We start from the raw sequence: 20,738 nt of genomic DNA, 5'->3' as shown, positions 1-20,738 counted from the left end.
TCTCAGCGCGCGGCCAGCTGCCACAGGCCGAGTGCGGTACCGGTGACCGCGGTCAGGGCGGCGATGCTCGCCACCGGCCAGCGGGTCCGCTCCAGCGCGTCGAGGCGGCTCTCGTGGTCGGCGAGCTGGCGGTCGGTCTGGTCGCTGCGCTGCACGAGCAGGGCCAGCGCCCCGTCGACCCGGGCGAACCCGGCCTCCAGGGTGCCGCGCAGACGTTCCAGTTCCAGGGCCACCACGACCGGGTCACCCGGCTCAGACTCGGTCATCGGCGGCACCCGCGGGCTGCGTCCCGGTGCGCAGCCAACCCGGCAGCAGGGCCTGGACGGCGGGCAGCGCCATGACACGGGCGAGCCCGCCCGCCACGGCCAGGGCCCCGGCGACCCAGGGCAGGCCGGCCGGGAGGCCGGAGGCGTCCACGAGGGCGGGCAGGGCGAGGGCGAGGCCGACGGCCGTCTGGAGGACGGTGCGCAGGGTGGTCTTGGCGGCTTCGGACATGGGGTTCTCATTTCTGGTCCGGCGGGCACGGGGACGGCCCGGGGCCCGGGCCGGTGGTGCGGCGCTTGCGGGGAGGGTGGCCCGGCGGCGGCCCCGGGAGCGGTGGCGCCCGGGGCCGGGCGGGGGCGTCAGACGGTGTGCGGGACCTTCAGCGCGTCCCAGGACGTGCGGCCGGGTACGCCGTCGGCATCGGGGCCGTCGAAGCCGAGCCGCCGCTGCCACTGGGCGTAGGAGGCCCGGTCGGCCCCGGTCCACCGGGGGCCCGGGCCCTCGGCGTACGCCGAGCAGCCCTCGGCGACGAGCCGTCGGCCCATCGCGGTGATCACCGGCGATTCGCGGCCCTCGGTGAAGAACCCGGCGCCGGGGAACGGCTGGCGGGCCGCTCCGGCGCGGGCCGCCGCGGCGGCGGCCTCGGCCGCGGCCGAGGTCCCCGTGGTCGGTCCGGCGAGCCGGGCGGCGATGCGGGTGCGCAGATCGGGCATGGTGAAGCCGCGCGGATCGCTCTTCCAGTCCGACCACTCCAAGTGGCCGATCACGCTCTTGGCCGACCAGCCGTGAGCGCGGCACAGGGCCGCCGACACCCGCTCGACGGCGTCCAGTTGAGCGGCGGGCCAGGGGTCCTCCCCGTCGCCCAGGTTGACGCACTCGAAGCCGTAGAAGCGGGCGTTGCCGTCGACGGCGCCCGCGCTGCCCTCGTGCCGGTGGGTGGTTGGCGGGCGGTCGCCGTAGTTCTCCGCGATCACGGCGTTCAGGACGGCCGGGTCGCCGCCGCCCGCGTGATTGGCGCGGCCGTTGCCGACCAGGTGGACGGTGCCGTCCTTGGCGATCACGCCGTGGCACAGCGGCCCGGGCAACTCGGCGTAGCCGTCGTAGCAGAGCCGGACCGAGGCGTCGGTGCCGCTGCTCACCGTGTGGTGGACGACGACGCCGTTGACCGGGCCCCAGGCGCCCTTGTGGTTGCGGTTGTGGTCGCGCCAGCCGTCGACCTCGACGACGGCGACGCCCTCGGCGCGCAGCGCGGCCACGAAGGCGTCCGCGGACAGGGGAGTTGACATGAGTGATCCGTTCGGTGGGAAGGCGAGGGCCCCCCGCGCCGGAGGGCGCGGGGGGCCGGTGGAGGGGGAGGGCGGGGCGGTCAGGCGACGGCCGCCCAGAGGGAGTTGGTGTCGGTGATCACGGTCTTGGGGGCGAAGGTCGTCGGCAGCGAGGCCTGGCCCGTCGCGGGCAGCCGGCCGTAGCGGGCGAACGCGTTCGGCATCCGGGCGGAACCCGCCGGCCGTTCGCCCGCGCCCGCGCCCATCGCGAAGGCGGGCCCCTTGCCCGGCTCGGAGGGCCCGTTGACGAGCAGGGCCACCCAGTAGTTCCCGGCTGCCGCGTCGTAGCTCTTGGTCAGCGGGCAGACCGCGGTGGCGCCGTCCTTGATGACGTCCTTGAGCGAGCCCGTGATCCCGACCCGGGTGCCGTTCGCGTCGTAGAGCCCCGCGTACGTCGCCTCGCTCAGGGTGCCGCCGACGTAGCCGGTGCAGTAGAAGACGAGGCTGCTGAGGGTGGCGGGTGTGTTGAGGCGGACGCCCATCAGGTAGACGGAGCCGGCGCCGCAGTACTGCGAACGGGTGCCGGAGGTCGCGGCGGGGTCGAAGCCCCAGGCCTTGAACCCGAGGTCGCCCGGGGCCCAGGTGCCGGGCGTGGCCACCGCGTCCACGTACGCCTTGCGCGTCAGATGGCCCGCGGCCGTGGGGGTGTCGGGGGTCGAGGGGGCGGCGGTGAACGTCTTGGCGCCGTCGATGCTCTGCGTCCCGCTCAACAGGACCGCGGAGCCCAGCGGGGCCGCCCCCACCGACGCGGCGTCCAGGACGACCTTGCCGGTGCGGTCGTTGACCGACTGGACGGGCAGGCCCTCGGGGCGCACATACCGCAGGTCGCCCGCGGCCTGGTCGAGCGCGTTGACGTCCGCCGCGCTGAGCACGACGACGCCCTTCTTGCCGTTCACGGACGAGACCGGGTCGACCGTGCCCGGGGGCAGCTGCGCGGCCGGCACCCGCCCGGCCGCGTCCAGCGTGGCCACACCGCCCGCGGCACCGGCCGACGCGGCCGGCACCGCCTTGACGTCGTCGGCGCCCAGCACGATGTCGGCGCTGGTCCGGCCGTTCACGGACCGCACCGCGCCGGGCGCCCCCGCGGGGCCCGCCGGGCCCTGTGCGCCGGCCGGGCCGGGCGGGCCGGGGACGGCGACGTACTCCGGGGCCTGCGGGTCGGCGGGAGCGAGGTCGGCGAGGTCGACGGCCGGCCGGGCCGCCGGGAGCACGATGTTGTACGTGCGGTTGGCGGGCAGACCGGAGAGCTGCTCGGTGACGGTGTACTGCCACTTCGCGGGGTTCATGCCCGGGGCGTCGGTGGCCGGCAGCACCGCGCTGATCCGGCCGTCCGCGTCCAGCTGGGCCACGATCGGGCCGCCGAGGATGACATCGCTCTCGGTGTGGGTGAGCAGGGCGGGGGCGCTGAAGGTGACCGTGCCGCTCAGGGCGATGCCCGCCGGGGTGAGGTAGCGGGCGGTGACGGTCACCGTGGGAATGGTGGAGGGCAACACGGAGGTGCTCCTAGGACTGGGGGTCAGGAGAGCGGGGCCGGGGCGGCCGCGCGTCAGGACTTGACGCCGTACAGCGCGCGGGGCGAGCAGCGGACGGTGGCGCCGGGCGCCCCGGCCCGCGCCTGCACCAGGAAGGTGACGGGGCTGTCGTAGGGGGCGCCGAGCGGCGCGGTGAACTCCAGCGTTCCGGCGGCGCTCGGCCCCACCTGGACGCCGTTGACCAGGAGGCGGACCTCGCCGCCGCCCGTCGCCGCGATCAGGCAGTAGAGGGACGGGTGCTGGGCGATCGCGTTGCCGTTGTAGAGGGTGGTCCACTCGGTGGCCGCGGTGGACTCCCAGCGGCCGGTGTCCTCCGGCGTGGGCAGCGGATACGGAATGTAGGGGCGGGCCAGGCCCTCGCCGCCGGTGTCGTCGGCGAACAGGGCGTTGCCCTTGCGGTCGAAGACCTTCACCGACTGGTTGGGCTGGAGGTCGGGAGCGTCCGCGTGCACCGTGAGCGCCTTGGAGCCGTCGTCGCGGCGCACGAAGAAGCCCTGCTGCTCCTCGCCGCCGGGGCGGGCCGGGGAGACCTGGCCGATGTAGAGGAGCTCGGCGCCCTTCTGCTCGTCCCGGTTGCGGACCGCGAGCTGTCCGCCGTCGCTGATGACGACGTTGCCGCCGCTGATGCGGTCCATCGCGGGGCGGGTGTTGGCGCTGCCCATCAGGGCCCGCACCTGGCGTTCCAGGGCGCGGATGCGGTCCAGGAGATCCGTGGGGATCGCGGCCATCTAGGCGTCCTCCAGTTCCAGATAGAGCTTCGCGGTCTCGGCCCGGCCGCGGCCGGGAGGCGTCACGGTCAGGCCGACGATCCGGTAGCGCGGATCGGGCCCCTCCTGGTGCCAGCCGTCCCGGATGCGCAGCAGCACCGAGGCGCCGATCAGGGCGGGCGTGATGCGGCCGTCCACCCGGACGGTGACCTCGGGGATGATCTGCGGCTGCCGGGCCCGGGCCAGTTCGGCGCGGGCGAGGCTGTCGAGGACGGCCTGGTCCGAGACGCCGCTGTGGTCCGACGAGCCCTCAAGGCGCGGCCAGCCGGCCTCCAGGTCGTCGCCGGCGACCGCCGGGACGGACATCTGCGGCAGCGAGGCGGCGGCGTTGTTGTTGTTCGCCGTCTCTCCGCGGGCCAGCCACACGTTGGCCTGCACGGTCGAGTCGGCCGGCAGGCTGTAGGTCAGCACCGGGCCCGGCCGGTCCAGGACGATCGGCACCGCACCGGTACGGATCTTGGGGTGCCCCAGCTGGAGCTTCTTGACCCGGGCCCCGGTGTCGGAGTCGCGGTAGCACTGCACGCGCCACTCGAACCCGTACTGGAGGGCCGCGAGCTGGTCGATCAGCTCCCGCACCCGGGCGAGGTCGGTGCGGGCGTAGGCATGGCTGCCGGTCACCCCCGACGGCTCGTCGTCCAGGACGATCCCGATGTCGCCGCCGGGCTGCTCCTGGACGTGCCGCACCAGCGCGCGGGCGATGTCGAACTGATCGGCGCCGGGGGCCGGGAAGGACAGGTCGGCGGAGAGGATGCGGTGGTCGAGGTAGGAGTCGAAGGTGCCCGCCTGGATCTGCACCTCAAGGCGGCCCCGCTCGTCACCCGCCGGGGTGCAGGTCCACAGGATGCCGCCCCACCAGATGTCGGCGCCGCGCTCCAGCCAGACCGCGGTGCGGCCCGGCCGGAGCGCTTCGCGGGCCCGCGCGGCGAGCGCCGCGTCGGGCAGCGGGACGGTCGCGCGCAGCTGGCCCGGTTTGCCGATGAAGTCGTCGAACTCGACCTCGGTGAGCGGCAGCGCGTCGATGACCCGGTCGGTCCGCAGATCGCAGAACAGGGCGCGGTAGGTGACCTCGCCCGTCGGCATCGCACGGTTCACGGGGCGACCTCGTAGGTGCCGTACACCTCGTACCAGCTGTCCGGCACCGGAGTCATCGGGTCGTCGGCGTCGACCCACACGCCGGTCGGCTTGCCGCTGGCCTGGACGGTCGACCAGTTGCGGGCCACGCCGTTGGGGTGGAAGGCGGTGCTGGTCTCGGCGCCGCCGTAGAAGTAGCCGCCCGCGTCGCCACCGGTGCGGGCCCGGAAGTTGATGGTCAGACCGCGCGGGCCCGCCGGGCGGACCGGCAGGCTCAGGTACCAGTTGCCGTTCTTGTTCGGCCCGCCCCAGTTGCTGGTGGAGCCGATGGTCAGGGCGGCCTGGAAGTGCACGATCGGGCCGTCCTTGATGTACCGGCCCCACAGCGAGCCGTTGCCGAGCTTGGGGACCGGGGCACCGGCGGTGGCCTGGCCCCAGGCGGGCGTGTAGTCCCGCCAGGTCGCCCGCGGCTCGGGGTAGGGCCGCCACTCGGTGCCGTTCCAGCGCTCCAGGCTGCCGCCGTTGTCGCGGTACTGGCCGGGGTAGGAGCCGCGGTAGGCGGGGCCGCCCGCGGGGATGATGCCGCCGACCGAGGCCGTGGGCCGACGCAGGTCCTTCACGGCGGTGGTCCAGTCGATGCCGCCGCTGCCCGCGGACGTCCCGGCCGGCACCCGCACCTCGGCGAGCGCGAGCGCGGCCTCCGGCACCTGGGGTGCGACGGGGCTGGCCGCGTAGGCGCCCTGGACGATTTCGAGGACGGCCGCGGTCTTGCCGGCGTCGTCGTACACCCGCACCACGACGAGGTCGATGCGGGGCAGACCCGGGTCGCCGTCCAGGAAGGTCAGGCTCGTGTACTCGGGGATGTAGACGGGGTAGGCGCCCGCGCCGGGGCGGCCCTGGACGACCGCGCGGCCCGGCGCGACGAGGGCGCTCATGCCGGCGGTGTCGCCGAAGACGTACAGGCCGGCCATGGAGAACTGGCCCTCGGGGGAGCCGGGGATGATGCCGCTGCGGGTGCCGAGCGGGCCGTCCGGGGCCATGGTGCCGATCGGGGCGAGCCGGGTGTCGAGCCGGGACTGGCCCCCGTTGCCGTCGGTGCTGTTGAGCAGCCAGGCACTGCCGATGTTCATGCGATCTCCTAAGGGACGTACGGGAGTTGGGGTACGGGGTGCGCGGGGCGGGCTACCAGTGCGTGTTGCGCCAGCTGACCGTCGCCGACGGCTGGGGGGCCTGGGCGCCCGGCGCGGCCGAGCCCGCACCGGCGCGGAAGCTGAACGTGCTCTGGCCCGGCTCCAGTTGGAAGAGCTGCTCGGGGGTGGACCAGGCGGTGGCCGTGTGGATGCGCGAGGCGGTGCCGTTGAGGAGCACCGTGCCCGCGCCGGTGTCGACGCTCAGGACGTCGGACGCGGCCAGCGTGAGGTCGTACTCCAGGCGCACCCCGTCGCCGAGCCGGGTCAGGGACGGCTTGCGGACCGGGCCGCGGAACTCGATGACCGGGTTGGCGGGGGCGTCGCCGCTGTTGAACGCGGTGGCGAGCCCGGTGGAGCGGGCCGCGCCCCAGCCGAGCGGCCACGCGAGGCCGGCGGCGGGAGCGGGAGCGGGGTCGGCGGCGGGCGCGGCGACGGGTGCGACCGGAGGCGTCCCCTCGGGGGGCCGGGTCTCCTCGTCGGGCCGGGGCGGCGGCTGGTTCGGGTCGGGGACCTGGGCGGGCGGACGCTCCCAGGTCAGGCCCGTCTCGGGCAGGGGGAGCCCGGTGCGTACGGACTGGACGTCGAGCGCGAAGCGGCGCGGGTCGGCGCAGATCCACTGCACGGTCGCCTTGGCGGCGCCGTGGGTGACGTACATCCGGTCGTGCGGCAGGGAGCGCTGGCTGATCCGGGCCCGCACGGCCAGGGTCTCGCCGTGCAGCCGCACGGCGAGCCACTGCTCGCCGTAGTGCACCGAGGTCGCGGCGCGAAAGCGCTGGGCGACGGCGGCCGCCTGCTCGCGCCCGTCGGGCAGCAGCCAGACGGAGGCGGTGACGGTACGGGGCTGCGACCACTGGGCGCCGGGCCAGGCGCCGTGCTGGTCGGGCCGCAGGACGTCACCGCTGTCGAGGCCGGGCAGGTCGGCCCAGCCGGTGAGGCCGCTGTCGGCGATCTCGTAGTCGGTGCCGGGCCCGAAAAGAAGTCCGGCCCACTGGATCTGCCCGTCGCGGGTGATCAGTGAGCCGGGGGGTTCGGTCGTGGTGGTCAACTGTGTTGGGGGCATGGGTGGTTGGCCCTCACCTTCTGGGTTACGTCGTGTGCGCCAGGAAGAGCAGATCCTCGGCGATGCCGTACGAGCCGCGGCCCGCGGGCTCGTGGTAGTGCTCGATGCGGGGGGTGCCGGCGGCGGGGCGCGCGGCGCGGGCTGCCGCCGCGGTGCGGGCCAGCAGGGCGTCGAGCTTGGAGAGCGGCAGGACGACCTCGGCCTCGCCCGCCTCGGCGAGGATCACCGGGACGCCGCCGGTGCGGGGTGCGACGACCCCGCCCGCGGCGAGCATCGGGATCTTGGAGAGATCGACGCCGAAGTGCTTGCCGAGGAAGTTGAAGCTGAGCTTGTTGAGGCCGTCGATGACCCAGTTGGCGAAGGCGATGAGCCCGTTGATGGGGCCCTTGATGACGCCGACGGCCATCTGGAAGCCGCTCTCCAGGAAGTCCCCCATGCCGCGCAGGGCCCTCTCCATCGCGGAGGTGACCGAACGGAAGCCGCCGGGAAGGGACTTGGTGATCCAGCCGATGGCCGGCCCCAGCACCTGGGCGACGCCCTTCCAGAAGCCGAGGACGACGCTCAGGTACCCGGTGACGACCGGAGCGACGTACGTCAGGGCGGTCTCGATCAGGCTGCCGACGGTGGTAAGGGCCGCCTCCATCAGCTGCTGACCGAGCTGGGAGTTCAGCGCGAACTCGATGAGCTGTTCGGCGAACGGCGCGAGCAGCGTGGCGACCAGGACCCACGGGTTCGCCTTCATGACCAGGTTGATCGCGGTCATGACACCGCTCGCGATCTTCAGATTCCCGCCGAAGAGACCGGTCACCTTGCCGAGCGCGCCGGAGCCCTTGCCGGAGAGGGTGAGGGACTTGGCGGCGAGATCGGAGCTCCGCTTCAGGTTCTTCACCTCCCGGCCCGCCCGCTGGGCGCCGGACTTCACCTTCAGCACCTGGGTGGCGGCGCCGGGCGTCTGACGTCCGAGCGCCCCCACCGCGCGGCCGGCGCCGTCGGCTCCGGTGGCGAACTGCTTCAGGTCCTTGCCGGCCAGGGTGGCCGACGCCCTGATCCGGTCGGCGGCGCGGGCGGCGTTGGTGATGCCGGTGCGCGCGGCCCCGGCCGCCCCGGCGGCCTGACCGGCCGAGGAGCCGAAGCTACGGAAGGCGCCGCTGGAGTTGGCGAGCGGGTGCGACGGGGCCCCGGCCATGGCGTGCCCTCCCTTCTGTGCCCGTTGCGCCTGCTGTGCCCGTTGCGGTCCGGCACGTGCCGCGGGGCGTCATCCGCGGGCCTTGGCGAGGAAGAGCAGGGCGCGGGCGGTGTCCTGCGGATCGGTGTCCTGGGTGGCGTAGTAGTTCTCGATGTGGAACCCCTCGCCGTAGGCACCCGCTCCGGCGGGCAGCGGTGCGGCGTGGGCGGCGCGGCTCAGCAGCCGGTCCAGCCGGGACAGCGGCATGACCGCCTCCGACTCGCCCGCCTCGGCCACGATCGCGGGGACACCGCCGCTGCGCGGGGCGACGATGCCGCCCTCGGCCAGCATCGGGATCCGCGGGATGTTGACGCCGAACGTCTTGCCGCCGACGAGCGGGACCCAGCCGGGGATCGAGACATGGATGCCGTTGAGCGCGCCGATGGCCGAGTTGATGAGCCCGATGACCAGGTTGAGCGGCGACTTGACCGCGGACAGGATGCCGTCGAAGACACTGCCCGCGAAGCGGGAGAGCCCGCCCCAGGCGCTGGACAGGGCGTTCTTGACGGTGTCGAACGCACCGGGGATGAAGCTGGCGATCCACAGGGCGATGGGCAGGATCGCGCCCTTGATGCCGTTCCAGACATTGGAAATGATCTTGCCGGTGCTCTTCATCAGCGGCCCGATCGCCTTCATGACGGTGTCGACGACCTTGCCGATGACGTCGAAGGCGACCTTCATGATCTTCTGCATGGCCTTCGACTTGGTCGCCATGGTGACGACCTTCTCGATGAGCGGGGCGAAGAGTTCGAGCAGCATCCCGATGACGTTGCCCTTCATGGACTTGTTGAGCCCCTTGAAGCCGCCGTCGGCCTTCTTGAGCCCGCCCTGCAGCTTGCCCATCGAGACCCCGCCGGTCCCGGCCTCCTTGCCGACCTTCCCGACGGACTTCGCCGCCTGGTCGGCGGCGGTCTTCATCCCCTTCAGCTCCCGGGCGGACTGCTGGGCGGCCCCCTTGATCCGCCCCACATTGGTGTTGGCCGTACCGGCCTGCCTACCGAGCGTGCCGGCGGAGCGGCCGGCGCCGTCGATTCCTGTTTTGAATCCTTTGAGCGAGCTGTTGGCTCTGCTGAGGGACTGGACTAGTGACATGGTTCACCCTGTATGGCTTGATGGAAAAGCTGCACCTGGCCGACCTCAGCCCAGCGCCGCCGCCAGGTTCGTGACCCGCAATTCCAAATCATGAATGCGCGCCGCCTCGTTACCGCTCAGCGGTGGGACGCGGGGGCGTGCGGCCTCCCCCGACCGGACTTGGCTGCGGAGTGCCTGCTCGTTCCTTTCCAGCCTGCTCACTCGCGGTACGACACTGCCATTGACGATTCGAGCGAGGCTGAGAAGGTGATTGTTTCCCTGGCGCTGAAGGTCTTCGAGCCTGTCGATTCGAATAACTTCGGCATCGAGAGGGTTGGCGGGTTTCTTCCAGAGGAAACCCCATTTATTGCGTTCGAGTTTGAACTTCTTCTCGATCAGGGTGTCGAAGTTGAAGAGTTTTGGCAGGCCGAACGAGAGAATGCTCGTCACCTTGGTGACGGCGATGATCTCGACCCACTTGCTCCAGTTCACCTTCCAGTCGGTCCAATTCACCGACGGGGAATCCTGGACGGCGGGTGTTTTGTTGGCCTTCTGGGCCAGTTCCTTCTCGACCTTGTCGAGCCGATCCTCGATCTCTTTCGTGGTCATGGCTGGAGATGTCCTCCTTCGGGCGGAGGGTTTGACGGATGCGGTCTGCGGGCCTAGTGTGAGCGTCCGGTATTTGCTGAGTCTTTAACTTGATTCGGAGTTTCTGTGAGTGTCGGATGGGTTGTTTTAGCGGTTGGGTTCGTCTGGCTTTTGTTTGGATCCGTGCTCGCGGCGTCAGATCTGCTTGCCTGGCGGCGGAGAGTTGTCGTGCCGGCCCTTTGTACGTCATTGAATGACGAATCGGACGGGGTGGTGAGACACCTTCTGGAGCGGCAGCCCGTGGGGAGGGAGGAACCGCTGGTTCTCCTACGGACCAAGGGTGCGCGAGTCCGGCCCGGGGAAACGGTCAAGATTTCCTACGACCCGAAAAGGGCGCACCAGGTATTCATCGCCGATGAACATCCGCGTCTTGAACACGTCAGTGGTGTGGCCATGTCGGCGACCACGGGCCTGTTGTTGGTGCTCGCGGTCCTCGTCAGCCGGATCTGGTAGCCGCGAAGGCCGGTGGGCAGCTGATTACCGGAAGAACTCGAACAGCTGCGCCGCGGAGGGCGGGTCTGCGGTCGGCGCGGCACCTTCGGCGGGTGCGATGTCGTGGGCCGGCGTCGATGGAGGGGAGCCCGGCCGCGGCACCGCCTCCGGATACTCCAGCGGATCCGCGTCCTCGCCCGAATTGATCGTCGCCGTCATCCAGTTGGCCACCGCCAGGTGGTCCACCGTCGCGGCGAGGAGGTGGGTGGACGCGTCCCACTCCACCGCCTCGCCGTGCAGATCGCGGTTGACCGCGCTGTCGCGCGGCAGGTGCTTGACCAGGACGGCGAGGCGGCGGGACGTCAGGGTGCCGCGGTGCCAGTCGAGGAGGTCGACGGCGTAGTGGCGCAGCAGGTCGGCCTCAAGAGCCTCGGCGTGTTCTTCGACGAACGCGTCGAGGCTCAGTCTTCCCCCAGGCCGAGCCCGGTCTCCGTGCCGTACGCCTCCAGGATCGCGGCGATGTCCTGCATCGTCACGTCGTGCTCCAGGAAGCGCTTGAACTGCTGCTCGCCCAGGAGCAGTCCGAGCAGCCCGTCGACGTCGCTGTCGTCGAGGTCGCGCAGCGCGCGGGCCGTGCGGTGGCCGATCTCGGTGGGGAGTTCGAAGGTGTCGCCGTCCAGCTGGAAGGACCAGGCGCTGCCGTGCGCCTCAAGGCGCTGGGCGCGGGCCGCGTTGACGTCGAATCCGGACATGGTGCTGCTCCTCAGGAGGGAGGGGGCGCCGCCCCGGGGAGGGGAGGGCGGGGCGGCGCCGCCGATTCAGGTGGTGGAAGGGGAGGCGGAAGCGGCACGGCGGCGCGCTTCCGCCCCCGGCGGGTCCGGGAGTGGGGGCCAAGGCCTCGGGTCCCGGACCGCGGCGGGCCCGGGAGTTCGGGCGGCATGCCCCAACTCCCGAACCCAGGGTGCTACTTGGTCGCGAACGCCTTGTCCTTCATCAGCCACGTCGCCAGCGGCGAATCCGGCTTCGCGGCCATCGCGGTGAAGGTGACGCCCAGCTTCACGGCGCCCTTGCGGTTGAGGTCGATGTCGTCGGAGACGGTGACCACGCCGCGCGGCACCACGAAGCGGTAGCGCACCTCGGCGCCGTCGCTGAACTCGACGCCGAGCGCGCGCTCGTCCTCGCCCTGGTCGCTGTGGATCTCGTACTTGTAGAGGCCCGAGTTCGGGGCGGTCTCCACGACCTCGCCGCCGCCGAAGAAGAACGGCAGGGTGTCCTCGTTGAGCTGGAGCATGCCGAACTTCAGGGTGAGCTCGCGCTCGGTGTAGATCGTGCGGGCCGGGGTCAGCGACTGCCACGTGTCGATGTTGGCGGTCTTGCCCTTGCGGCCGAACTTCACGCCGTCGGTGCTGGTGTAGCCCAGGTCGTGCCAGGAGGGGCCCCACTCGGCGGTGGTGTCGACCGGCGCATCGGTGCCGGTCTTGGCGAGGAAGATGCGGCCGGTGCCGGCCACGCGGATCTCGCTCGGGTTCATTCCGGACATGTGGTTCTCCTCATTGTGTTCAGGATGTGCAAGAGGCCCCGCCGGACGTGGCGGGGCCTCGATGGCGTGGGGACGGGGATCAGGACGGGCGGAGCGAGAAGCGCACCGTGGTGAGGTAGCGGTTGCCGGCCGGCCGGTTGTAGTCGGGCAGCCAGCGCACCGCCTCGGTCTCCACGACGTCGGTGACGACCGCGGTCCCGTAGGTGGTGCCGCGGAGCTGGAGGAGCGCCGCGCGGACGGACAGCGACACGGTGTGCGCGTCCGTCTTGGTCGGGCCGTACACCTCCAACTCGACCAGCGGCTGGTCGAGATGGAGGTCGTCGACCCAGGCGCCGCCGGTCCGCGAGACCAGCACCGCCTTCTGCGTACCGTCGAAGACGGGCGGCGGTCGGTTGTCGACGTCCACCCCGGCCAGCTCCGGCCGGTTCTTGAGGTGGTCGACGATCAGGCGCTCCACATCGGGGAACGCGAGCAGGGCCTCGTTCAACCGGGCCTCCTTTCGATGAGTCGGTGAGTCGCTGCGTCGGGGGCGCCTGGGAGAGACGGGGGCCCCGGGAGGTCGGTGGTGCGGGGGTGCGTCGGGCGCCCGGCGGTGCGGGCCGCGCGGGCAGTGCGGAGGGCGGGAGAGTGGGCTGCCGTTCGGCCCGTGGCCGCCGGAGGCGCTCAACGCGAAGCGGCGGAGGCCGTTGCCCGGTGAGGGGCACAGCTCCGCCGCTGCACTTATTGTGAACGAGATCGTGCGAGTGCGCAACAAGAGGTTTCGGGCGCGCAATCAGACGGTCCGGCCCGGCGCCCGGGGAGGGCGGCGGAGCGTGGCCAGGGTCGTTCGCGCAAGCACTCCTCGGGCGGCGGCGCACGGGCCGCCCGGACGGCGTGCGAGTGGTCCCTTCGCCGAAGGCTTTCAGGGCGGACCTCAGGGAACACGGTGTCAGTTGCAGGGGTTAACTTGGTGGTTGCAGCGCACTCCGGGACAACTGGTGGCAGATGGCCGGGAGTGGCACGGAAGGGCGCATGAGCCGACGAAGAGCACCTGGGGGTGGCATGAGCGAGCAGGTCGTGGGGTGCGGGGGAGTCGCCCGGTGAGCGTCTACAACGAGCGGGTCTCGGACGTCGTGATCGCCACCGTGGAAGTGGCCGCCGATTCCGCCAGCGCCGGATCCTTCACCCCCGAGGTCGCCCGCGCGCTCAGCGCCGTCGTCGGCAAGGTGGCGGAGCGCGCGATCGGGGACGCGGAGCTCAACGGGTTCGTCACGGGATGGCAGGAGGCGATGGCCACGTTGGGGGACGATGCGCCGGCCGGTGCGCAGGTCTACCAGGTCCCCGCGTGGGACGTGCGCGGTGCCGGGCGCGGCGCCCCGCGGCCCAGGGTGCGCTAGCCCGCACGGCGGCGGCCCGGGCCCGGTCTGTGCCCCGCCCCCAGCACGAATGCCCCGCAGCCGTATCGGCTGCGGGGCACTTCTCTGTACGGAGTGCGGGGGGGGCAGGGGGTGTTCGTTAAGGGGGGTGCGGGGGGAGCGCGGCGGGAGTGGCTCAGGGGCGCGGGCCGCGCAGTTCGTGGGGGCGGCGGGTCGCGCGCTCCGCGGCGAAGACGTCCGCCAGACGGAAGAGGTTCGAGCGGCCGCGGCGCCCCGCCGGGGCGATGTGGCCGAGCTGGACCCACTTGCGGATGGTGTCCGGGGCCACCGCGGCCTCCTCGGCCGCCATCGCGGTCGTGATGAGGGCGGTGCCGGGCGTGGAGCGCGGAGCCGTGCGCGTCGTACTCATCGGGCCTGGACCTCCCGCGGGCCGGACGCCGCGTGCGCGGCACACCCCTGATCCGCGCGGCACGAGGCGGGCCGCGGCCCGGACCCCCGCGGGCCCACCACCGTCGCCGGCCCAGCGCCGGGCGCCGCGGAATGCTCCGCACGCGCCGTCGCAGGCCCAGCGCCGGGCGCCACCGAATGCTCCGCACGCGCCGACTGACCCGCACGTACCTGCTGCCCCGCACGCGCCGGCCCCTCCGGGTGCGCGGGACTCCCCAACTCCCCTGCCCCGTCCGCTTCTTGTGCGGCCGTCAGTTCGGTGAGGACCCTGCCCGCCGCGTCGGCGAGGTGCTGCCACTCGGTGCGGGCCCAGGCGTGGCGGTGGGCGCCGTCGGTGCGGCAGGCGCAGTCGGGCGCGGCGCAGCGGCAGCCCGGGTTGACGCAGAGGACCGTCTCGCGGTGCGGGAAGACCCGCAGGGACACCGAGTCGCAGTGCGGGCAGCGGCCGCTGACGCGGACCGGGCTCTCGGTGTCGCCGAGCGCCAGCGAGCAGCGGCGGGCCATCCGCCGGGCCTCGCCCCGTACGTGCTCGGCGAGGACCGGGTGGTCCGCGATGTCGCCGAGCAGGGCGAGCAGGCGGGCGAGGCGCTGTTCGACCGTGCCGCGCGGCGAGCGGGGCAGGCGCAGCTTCTCGGTGACCGCCTCCTCCAGCTCCACCACACCGTCCGTGATGTCGCGGATGGTGTCGGATATGAAGAGCCGTATGGGCGCGGCGGGGGCGGTGGGCCGGCCCGAGCGCCCGGCGCCGAGCGGGCGGGCGCCCCGGCTGGGGGCCAGCTCGTGGTGCAGCTCGGGGAACTGCCGGCGCAGGATGCCGAGCCAGACGGCGGCGGGGTCGGGGCGGTGGGTCATGACGGCTGCTCCTGTGTTCATGACTGCGGTTCCTGCGGGCGGTGTGCGCCGGAACCGGCGGGCGTCGTACGAAGGCGGTCGGGACGGGCGGGACCGCCGGGACGGGCGGGGCCCGCGTCGGCCGGAACCCTGACCTGGCGGCCGTTGCTCCACAGCCGCCCGCCGCTGACGCCGTCGAACCAGTTGTCCTGGGGGGCGACGGCCTCCAGGCAGCAGCGGCGTACGGGGCAGATGCCGCAGGCGCGCAGGGCGGGCCGGGCCGCCTCGGGCTCCCGGGCGAAGACGGCGTGGTCGGGCAGGCCGATGCAGGCGGCGTGGGTGCGCCAGTCCTCGGAGCGCCGGACGGCGGGGTGGGCGCCCCGGGACAGGGGTGAGCGGACGAGCGCTGGTGCGGGCATGGAAACGGATCCCTCTGAGAAGAAGGGGCGAGAAAAAGAGATGCGGGGCGGGGCGTGGGCACACGGAGGTTGCGGAGCCTCCGTGGGCTCTTGTTGCGGTTGCGCAATCAACTCTACCGATATTGCGTGCGCGGGCGCAACAAAGCTCGCTCTGTGTCGCTGGATTCCGACACCGCGTGCCGTCCTGGAGTGCATTTCACGTCCGGAATACCTGGATTTTGCCTGTCGGGGTGGCTAGTTGCGGGCTCGCTCGTCATGCTGGTCATTGCGCGCGCGAACGGACGGTAGGGTCGGCGGTGTTGCGGAGGGAGCGTGCTATGAGCGAGAAAAGCTCGGATATGGAGCGGTTTGCGGGCTGGGTCGAGGACCTGATGCGCGAGCGCGGATACGACATCGACAGCCCCCGGGGCGGTGGCAGGTCCCGTCTGGCGGAGGACGCGGGTGTGCACCGGGCCGCGGTGACGCGGCTGTTGCAGCGGCAGAGCCTGCCCGACCTGGAGACCATGCGCGCCCTGGCGCGGGTCCTCGGGGTCGGGCTGCGGGACATGCTGATCGCGTCGGGCCGCGTGACGGCCGACGACCTGCCACTGCCGGAGGTGCCGGGCCGGGCCGCGGGCAAGGGCGCCGGGCGCGGCCGGATCACACCGGCCGAGGCGGCCGAGCTCCTGGGCATTCCGGACAGCCACCGCCGCCAGTTCGTGGAGATGACCGAAATGATCATCGCGGTGAGCGGAGCCCGTCCCGAAGAGGCCCAGCCCCGGCGGCGCGACGTCTCGGCGAGCAGCTGAGCGCGCCCCCGGCCGATCCGCCGACCGGCGGATCGGCCGGGGGCCTGCTCACCGGCGTGTCGGCGTGGACGGCATTTGTTTTGACCCAAGTCGATGAGGTAGGTACGCTCAGACCTTGTGCCTGGGGTGTGCCTGGGCTCCGCTGCGTGCCTACGTCCGCAGGGTGAGCTCCCAGACCGGCCACCGCAATCTGCGCTTCTCCTGCCTCCGGGCAGGGGGTTGCAGTATTCGACACACCCGACCGCGTGGGTCGGCGCTGTGTTCCAGGTTAGTTTTACTACGGCACACAGAAACCGGAGAAGTAGTGCCTACGATCCAGCAGCTGGTCCGGAAGGGCCGGCAGGACAAGGTCGAGAAGAACAAGACGCCCGCGCTCGAGGGTTCGCCCCAGCGCCGCGGCGTCTGCACGCGTGTGTTCACGACCACCCCGAAGAAGCCGAACTCGGCGCTCCGTAAGGTCGCGCGTGTGCGTCTGACCTCCGGCATCGAGGTCACGGCCTACATCCCGGGTGAGGGACACAACCTGCAGGAGCACTCCATCGTGCTCGTGCGTGGTGGCCGTGTGAAGGACCTGCCGGGTGTTCGCTACAAGATCATCCGCGGTTCGCTCGACACCCAGGGTGTCAAGAACCGCAAGCAGGCCCGCAGCCGCTACGGCGCCAAGAAGGAGAAGTAAGAATGCCTCGTAAGGGCCCCGCCCCGAAGCGCCCGGTCATCATCGACCCGGTCTACAGCTCTCCTCTTGTCACCTCGCTGATCAACAAGATCCTGCTGGACGGCAAGCGCTCCACCGCCGAGCGCATCGTCTACGGCGCCATGGAGGGCCTCCGCGAGAAGACCGGTGCTGACCCGGTCATCACGCTGAAGCGCGCTCTGGAGAACGTCAAGCCGTCTCTTGAGGTCAAGTCCCGCCGTGTCGGTGGCGCCACCTACCAGGTGCCGATCGAGGTCAAGCCCGGTCGCGCCGCCACCCTCGCGCTGCGCTGGGTCGTGGGTTACTCCCGCGCCCGCCGTGAGAAGACCATGACCGAACGCCTCATGAACGAGCTGCTCGACGCCTCCAACGGCCTCGGCGCTGCGGTCAAGAAGCGTGAGGACACCCACAAGATGGCCGAGTCCAACAAGGCCTTCGCGCACTACCGCTGGTAGTCGCTACCCACATCGAGACCGAGAGAAGACTGAGCCGATATGGCTACCACTTCACTTGACCTGGCCAAGGTCCGCAACATCGGGATCATGGCCCACATCGACGCGGGCAAGACGACCACCACCGAGCGGATCCTGTTCTACACCGGTGTCTCGTACAAGATCGGTGAGGTCCACGACGGCGCTGCCACGATGGACTGGATGGAGCAGGAGCAGGAGCGCGGCATCACCATCACGTCCGCCGCGACGACCTGCCACTGGCCGCTCGAGGACGTCGACCACACCATCAACATCATCGACACCCCGGGCCACGTGGACTTCACGGTCGAGGTGGAGCGTTCGCTCCGCGTCCTCGACGGTGCGGTCACCGTGTTCGACGGTGTCGCCGGTGTGGAGCCGCAGTCCGAGACGGTCTGGCGTCAGGCCGACCGTTACGGCGTTCCGCGTATCTGCTTCGTCAACAAGCTCGACCGCACCGGCGCTGAGTTCCACCGCTGCGTGGACATGATCGTGGACCGCCTCGGCGCCACCCCGATCGTGATGCAGCTGCCGATCGGTTCCGAGGCCAACTTCGAGGGCGTTGTGGACCTGGTCCGCATGAAGGCCCTCGTGTGGTCCGCGGAAGCGACCAAGGGCGAGATGTACGACGTCGTCGACATCCCGGCCACGCACACCGAGGTCGCTGAAGAGTGGCGCGGCAAGCTGGTCGAGACCGTCGCGGAGAACGACGACCAGATCATGGAGCTCTTCCTCGAGGGCGTCGAGCCCACCGAGGAGCAGCTGTACGCCGCGGTGCGTCGCATCACCATCGCGTCCGGCAAGGGCGGCGACACCACCGTCACCCCCGTGTTCTGTGGCACCGCGTTCAAGAACAAGGGCGTTCAGCCCCTGCTCGACGCCGTCGTCCGCTACCTGCCTTCCCCCCTGGACGTCGAGGCCATCGAGGGCCACGACGTCAAGGACCCGGAGGTCGTGGTCAAGCGCAAGCCGTCCGACGAGGAGCCCCTCTCGGCGCTGGCGTTCAAGATCGCTTCCGACCCGCACCTGGGCAAGCTCACCTTCATCCGGATCTACTCCGGTCGCCTTGAGGCCGGCACTGCGGTGCTGAACCCCATCAAGGGCAAGAAGGAGCGCATCGGCAAGATCTACCGCATGCACGCGAACAAGCGTGAGGAGATCGAGTCGGTGGGCGCCGGTGACATCGTCGCCGTCATGGGCCTGAAGCAGACCACCACCGGTGAGACGCTGTGTGACGACAAGGCCCCGGTGATCCTGGAGTCCATGGACTTCCCGGCACCGGTCATCCAGGTCGCCATCGAGCCCAAGTCCAAGGGTGACCAGGAGAAGCTGGGTGTCGCCATCCAGCGTCTCGCGGAGGAGGACCCCTCCTTCCAGGTGCACTCGGACGAGGAGACCGGCCAGACCATCATCGGTGGTATGGGCGAGCTCCACCTCGACGTCCTCGTCGACCGCATGCGTCGCGAGTTCAAGGTCGAGGCGAACGTCGGCAAGCCGCAGGTCGCGTACCGCGAGACGATCCGCAAGGTCGTCGAGCGCGTGGACTACACCCACAAGAAGCAGACCGGTGGTACCGGTCAGTTCGCCAAGGTGCAGATCGCGATCGAGCCCATCGAGGGCGGCGAGGCGTCGTACGAGTTCGTGAACAAGGTCACCGGTGGCCGCATCCCCCGGGAGTACATCCCGTCGGTGGACGCGGGTGCGCAGGAGGCCATGCAGTTCGGCATCCTGGCCGGCTACGAGATGACCGGCGTCCGCGTCATTCTTCTCGACGGTGGCTACCACGAGGTCGACTCCTCCGAGCTCGCGTTCAAGATCGCCGGTTCGCAGGCCTTCAAGGAGGCCGCGCGCAAGGCTTCGCCCGTGCTCCTCGAGCCGATGATGTCCGTCGAGGTCACCACGCCCGAGGACTACATGGGTGAAGTCATCGGCGACATCAACTCCCGCCGTGGCCAGATCCAGGCCATGGAGGAGCGCAGCGGCGCCCGCGTCGTGAAGGGCCTCGTGCCCCTCTCGGAGATGTTCGGCTACGTCGGCGACCTCCGCAGCAAGACCTCGGGTCGCGCAAGCTACTCGATGCAGTTCGACTCCTACGCCGAGGTTCCGCGGAACGTCGCCGAGGAGATCATCGCGAAGGCCAAGGGCGAGTAACTCTTCCGAGTTCACGCTTTAGGCTTGTCACCGGAGCCACCGGGGCATTCGGCGTAAACCATCAGGTTTACGGTAAGTGCCCCGGGTGGCCCCGGCATCCCAGCAAAGATCACCTGGCGCCGATGAGTAAGGCGTACCAGAACCACTCCGCAGGAGGACCCCAGTGGCGAAGGCAAAGTTCGAGCGGACTAAGCCGCACGTCAACATCGGCACCATCGGTCACATCGACCACGGTAAGACGACCCTCACGGCCGCCATTACCAAGGTGCTGCACGACGCGTACCCGGACCTGAACGAGGCCTCGGCCTTCGACCAGATCGACAAGGCTCCTGAGGAGCGCCAGCGCGGTATCACGATCTCGATCGCGCACGTCGAGTACCAGACCGAGTCGCGTCACTACGCCCACGTCGACTGCCCCGGTCACGCGGACTACATCAAGAACATGATCACGGGTGCCGCGCAGATGGACGGCGCGATCCTCGTGGTTGCCGCCACCGACGGCCCGATGCCGCAGACCAAGGAGCACGTGCTCCTGGCCCGCCAGGTCGGCGTTCCGTACATCGTCGTCGCCCTGAACAAGGCCGACATGGTGGACGACGAGGAGATCCTGGAGCTCGTCGAGCTCGAGGTCCGTGAGCTCCTCTCCGAGTACGAGTTCCCGGGCGACGACCTGCCGGTCGTCAAGGTCTCGGCGCTCAAGGCGCTCGAGGGCGACAAGGAGTGGGGCCAGTCGGTCCTGAACCTGATGGCCGCCGTCGACGAGGCGATCCCGCAGCCCGAGCGTGACGTCGACAAGCCGTTCCTGATGCCGATCGAGGACGTCTTCACGATCACCGGTCGTGGCACCGTCGTCACCGGTCGTATCGAGCGTGGTGTCCTCAAGGTCAACGAGACCGTCGACATCGTCGGTATCAAGACCGAGAAGACCACCACCACGGTCACCGGCATCGAGATGTTCCGCAAGCTGCTCGACGAGGGCCAGGCCGGTGAGAACGTCGGTCTGCTGCTTCGTGGCATCAAGCGCGAGGACGTCGAGCGCGGCCAGGTCATCATCAAGCCCGGTTCGGTCACCCCGCACACCGAGTTCGAGGCCCAGGCGTACATCCTGTCCAAGGACGAGGGTGGCCGTCACACGCCGTTCTTCAACAACTACCGCCCGCAGTTCTACTTCCGTACGACTGACGTGACCGGTGTCGTTACCCTCCCCGAGGGCACCGAGATGGTCATGCCGGGCGACAACACCGCCATGACGGTCGCGCTGATCCAGCCGGTCGCCATGGAGGAGGGCCTCAAGTTCGCCATCCGTGAGGGTGGCCGGACCGTGGGCGCCGGCCAGGTCGTCAAGATCGTCAAGTAAGTACCTGACGATTGACCTGGTAGCTCGCTGAGCTGTCAGAAGAGCCCCGCACCTTTCGAGGTGCGGGGCTCTTCGCCGTTTCCGGGTGCGTCACGCGGCCG

General features: G+C 70.9%; 24 protein-coding genes. 6 read left to right on the top strand and 18 right to left on the bottom strand.

Going from position 1 to position 20,738, the window contains the following annotated elements; genetic code table 11:
* Positions 1 to 2 precede the first annotated feature (2 nt).
* The 15 genes from ACGF3I_RS22385 to ACGF3I_RS22315 all read right to left on the bottom strand — a co-directional run bounded on the left by ACGF3I_RS22385 (position 3) and on the right by ACGF3I_RS22315 (position 12,612).
* Positions 3 to 266: a hypothetical protein gene (locus ACGF3I_RS22385; RefSeq protein ID WP_393134615.1), complete on the bottom strand. Its 264-nt coding sequence runs from the start codon at positions 264 to 266 to the stop codon at positions 3 to 5.
* A complete protein-coding gene (locus ACGF3I_RS22380; protein ID WP_393134613.1) occupies positions 253 to 495 on the bottom strand; it encodes a hypothetical protein in 243 nt (80 codons plus the stop codon). Before ACGF3I_RS22380 ends, ACGF3I_RS22385 begins: the two co-directional genes overlap by 14 nt.
* A gap of 128 nt (positions 496 to 623) precedes the next feature.
* Complete coding sequence (locus ACGF3I_RS22375) at positions 624 to 1,550, bottom strand: peptidoglycan-binding protein (protein WP_393134611.1); 927 nt, start codon at positions 1,548 to 1,550, stop codon at positions 624 to 626.
* 80 nt (positions 1,551 to 1,630) lie between these two features.
* Positions 1,631 to 3,082, bottom strand: coding sequence for a phage tail protein (locus ACGF3I_RS22370; protein WP_393134609.1), 1,452 nt, complete (start codon positions 3,080 to 3,082; stop codon positions 1,631 to 1,633).
* A 53-nt stretch (positions 3,083 to 3,135) separates the two neighbouring features.
* Entirely contained in the window at positions 3,136 to 3,849 is a 714-nt protein-coding gene (locus ACGF3I_RS22365; RefSeq protein WP_393134607.1) for a hypothetical protein, read from the bottom strand.
* Positions 3,850 to 4,968, bottom strand: coding sequence for a hypothetical protein (locus ACGF3I_RS22360; RefSeq protein WP_393134719.1), 1,119 nt, complete (start codon positions 4,966 to 4,968; stop codon positions 3,850 to 3,852). It lies immediately after the preceding gene.
* An 8-nt stretch (positions 4,969 to 4,976) separates the two neighbouring features.
* Positions 4,977 to 6,089, bottom strand: a complete 1,113-nt coding sequence (locus ACGF3I_RS22355) for a hypothetical protein (RefSeq protein ID WP_393134606.1) — start codon at positions 6,087 to 6,089, stop codon at positions 4,977 to 4,979.
* A gap of 52 nt (positions 6,090 to 6,141) precedes the next feature.
* Positions 6,142 to 7,209 carry a phage distal tail protein gene (locus tag ACGF3I_RS22350; protein ID WP_393134604.1) on the bottom strand — a complete coding sequence of 356 codons (1,068 nt, stop codon included), beginning with the start codon at positions 7,207 to 7,209 and terminating at the stop codon, positions 6,142 to 6,144.
* Positions 7,210 to 7,234: 25 nt separating this feature from the next.
* Positions 7,235 to 8,395, bottom strand: coding sequence for a hypothetical protein (locus ACGF3I_RS22345; protein ID WP_393134602.1), 1,161 nt, complete (start codon positions 8,393 to 8,395; stop codon positions 7,235 to 7,237).
* Positions 8,396 to 8,464: 69 nt separating this feature from the next.
* The gene (locus ACGF3I_RS22340) at positions 8,465 to 9,526 is read right to left on the bottom strand and encodes a phage tail protein (protein WP_393134600.1); all 1,062 of its coding nucleotides are present in this window, start codon (positions 9,524 to 9,526) and stop codon (positions 8,465 to 8,467) included.
* A gap of 45 nt (positions 9,527 to 9,571) precedes the next feature.
* Positions 9,572 to 10,114 carry a hypothetical protein gene (locus ACGF3I_RS22335; RefSeq protein WP_393134598.1) on the bottom strand — a complete coding sequence of 181 codons (543 nt, stop codon included), beginning with the start codon at positions 10,112 to 10,114 and terminating at the stop codon, positions 9,572 to 9,574.
* A 516-nt stretch (positions 10,115 to 10,630) separates the two neighbouring features.
* Positions 10,631 to 10,870 (bottom strand): hypothetical protein, encoded by a 240-nt coding sequence (locus tag ACGF3I_RS22330; protein ID WP_393134596.1) that lies wholly within the window; start codon positions 10,868 to 10,870, stop codon positions 10,631 to 10,633.
* Positions 10,871 to 11,046: 176 nt separating this feature from the next.
* Entirely contained in the window at positions 11,047 to 11,337 is a 291-nt protein-coding gene (locus ACGF3I_RS22325) for a hypothetical protein (RefSeq protein WP_393134594.1), read from the bottom strand.
* A gap of 212 nt (positions 11,338 to 11,549) precedes the next feature.
* Positions 11,550 to 12,125: a phage tail protein gene (locus ACGF3I_RS22320; protein WP_393134592.1), complete on the bottom strand. Its 576-nt coding sequence runs from the start codon at positions 12,123 to 12,125 to the stop codon at positions 11,550 to 11,552.
* A gap of 79 nt (positions 12,126 to 12,204) precedes the next feature.
* The gene (locus ACGF3I_RS22315) at positions 12,205 to 12,612 is read right to left on the bottom strand and encodes a hypothetical protein (protein WP_393134590.1); all 408 of its coding nucleotides are present in this window, start codon (positions 12,610 to 12,612) and stop codon (positions 12,205 to 12,207) included.
* Positions 12,613 to 13,204: 592 nt separating this feature from the next.
* Here ACGF3I_RS22315 and ACGF3I_RS22310 point away from each other — a divergent pair.
* Positions 13,205 to 13,501 (top strand): hypothetical protein, encoded by a 297-nt coding sequence (locus ACGF3I_RS22310; RefSeq protein WP_393134588.1) that lies wholly within the window; start codon positions 13,205 to 13,207, stop codon positions 13,499 to 13,501.
* Positions 13,502 to 13,655: 154 nt separating this feature from the next.
* On the opposite strand, the gene ACGF3I_RS22305 is transcribed toward ACGF3I_RS22310, so the two are convergent.
* Genes ACGF3I_RS22305 through ACGF3I_RS22295 form a run of 3 tightly spaced genes read right to left on the bottom strand, consistent with a single transcriptional unit; the run spans position 13,656 to position 15,177 of the window.
* On the bottom strand, positions 13,656 to 13,889 hold the full coding sequence (locus ACGF3I_RS22305; RefSeq protein WP_393134586.1) for a hypothetical protein: 234 nt from the start codon (positions 13,887 to 13,889) through the stop codon (positions 13,656 to 13,658).
* On the bottom strand, positions 13,886 to 14,800 hold the full coding sequence (locus tag ACGF3I_RS22300; protein WP_393134584.1) for a hypothetical protein: 915 nt from the start codon (positions 14,798 to 14,800) through the stop codon (positions 13,886 to 13,888). The genes ACGF3I_RS22305 and ACGF3I_RS22300 overlap by 4 nt, the downstream gene beginning before the upstream one ends.
* A complete protein-coding gene (locus tag ACGF3I_RS22295) occupies positions 14,797 to 15,177 on the bottom strand; it encodes a WhiB family transcriptional regulator (protein ID WP_393134582.1) in 381 nt (126 codons plus the stop codon). The genes ACGF3I_RS22300 and ACGF3I_RS22295 overlap by 4 nt, the downstream gene beginning before the upstream one ends.
* Before the next feature lie 317 nt (positions 15,178 to 15,494).
* On the opposite strand from ACGF3I_RS22295, the gene ACGF3I_RS22290 reads away from it, so the two are divergent.
* From ACGF3I_RS22290 to tuf, 5 genes are all read left to right on the top strand, one after another.
* Complete coding sequence (locus ACGF3I_RS22290; protein ID WP_393134580.1) at positions 15,495 to 15,965, top strand: helix-turn-helix domain-containing protein; 471 nt, start codon at positions 15,495 to 15,497, stop codon at positions 15,963 to 15,965.
* 304 nt (positions 15,966 to 16,269) lie between these two features.
* Entirely contained in the window at positions 16,270 to 16,641 is a 372-nt protein-coding gene (gene rpsL, locus ACGF3I_RS22285; protein ID WP_003948652.1) for a 30S ribosomal protein S12, read from the top strand.
* Between the two features lie 2 nt (positions 16,642 to 16,643).
* Positions 16,644 to 17,114 (top strand): 30S ribosomal protein S7, encoded by a 471-nt coding sequence (gene rpsG, locus ACGF3I_RS22280; protein WP_018101248.1) that lies wholly within the window; start codon positions 16,644 to 16,646, stop codon positions 17,112 to 17,114.
* A 39-nt stretch (positions 17,115 to 17,153) separates the two neighbouring features.
* Positions 17,154 to 19,280 (top strand): elongation factor G, encoded by a 2,127-nt coding sequence (gene fusA / locus ACGF3I_RS22275; protein ID WP_393134578.1) that lies wholly within the window; start codon positions 17,154 to 17,156, stop codon positions 19,278 to 19,280.
* 163 nt (positions 19,281 to 19,443) lie between these two features.
* Entirely contained in the window at positions 19,444 to 20,637 is a 1,194-nt protein-coding gene (tuf, locus tag ACGF3I_RS22270; RefSeq protein ID WP_053731194.1) for an elongation factor Tu, read from the top strand.
* Positions 20,638 to 20,738: the final 101 nt, after the last annotated feature.

It is taken from the genome of Streptomyces sp. NPDC048111, from assembly GCF_043202815.1.
GTDB lineage: Bacteria > Actinomycetota > Actinomycetes > Streptomycetales > Streptomycetaceae > Streptomyces.
This window is presented reverse-complemented; position numbering and strand designations above follow the sequence as displayed.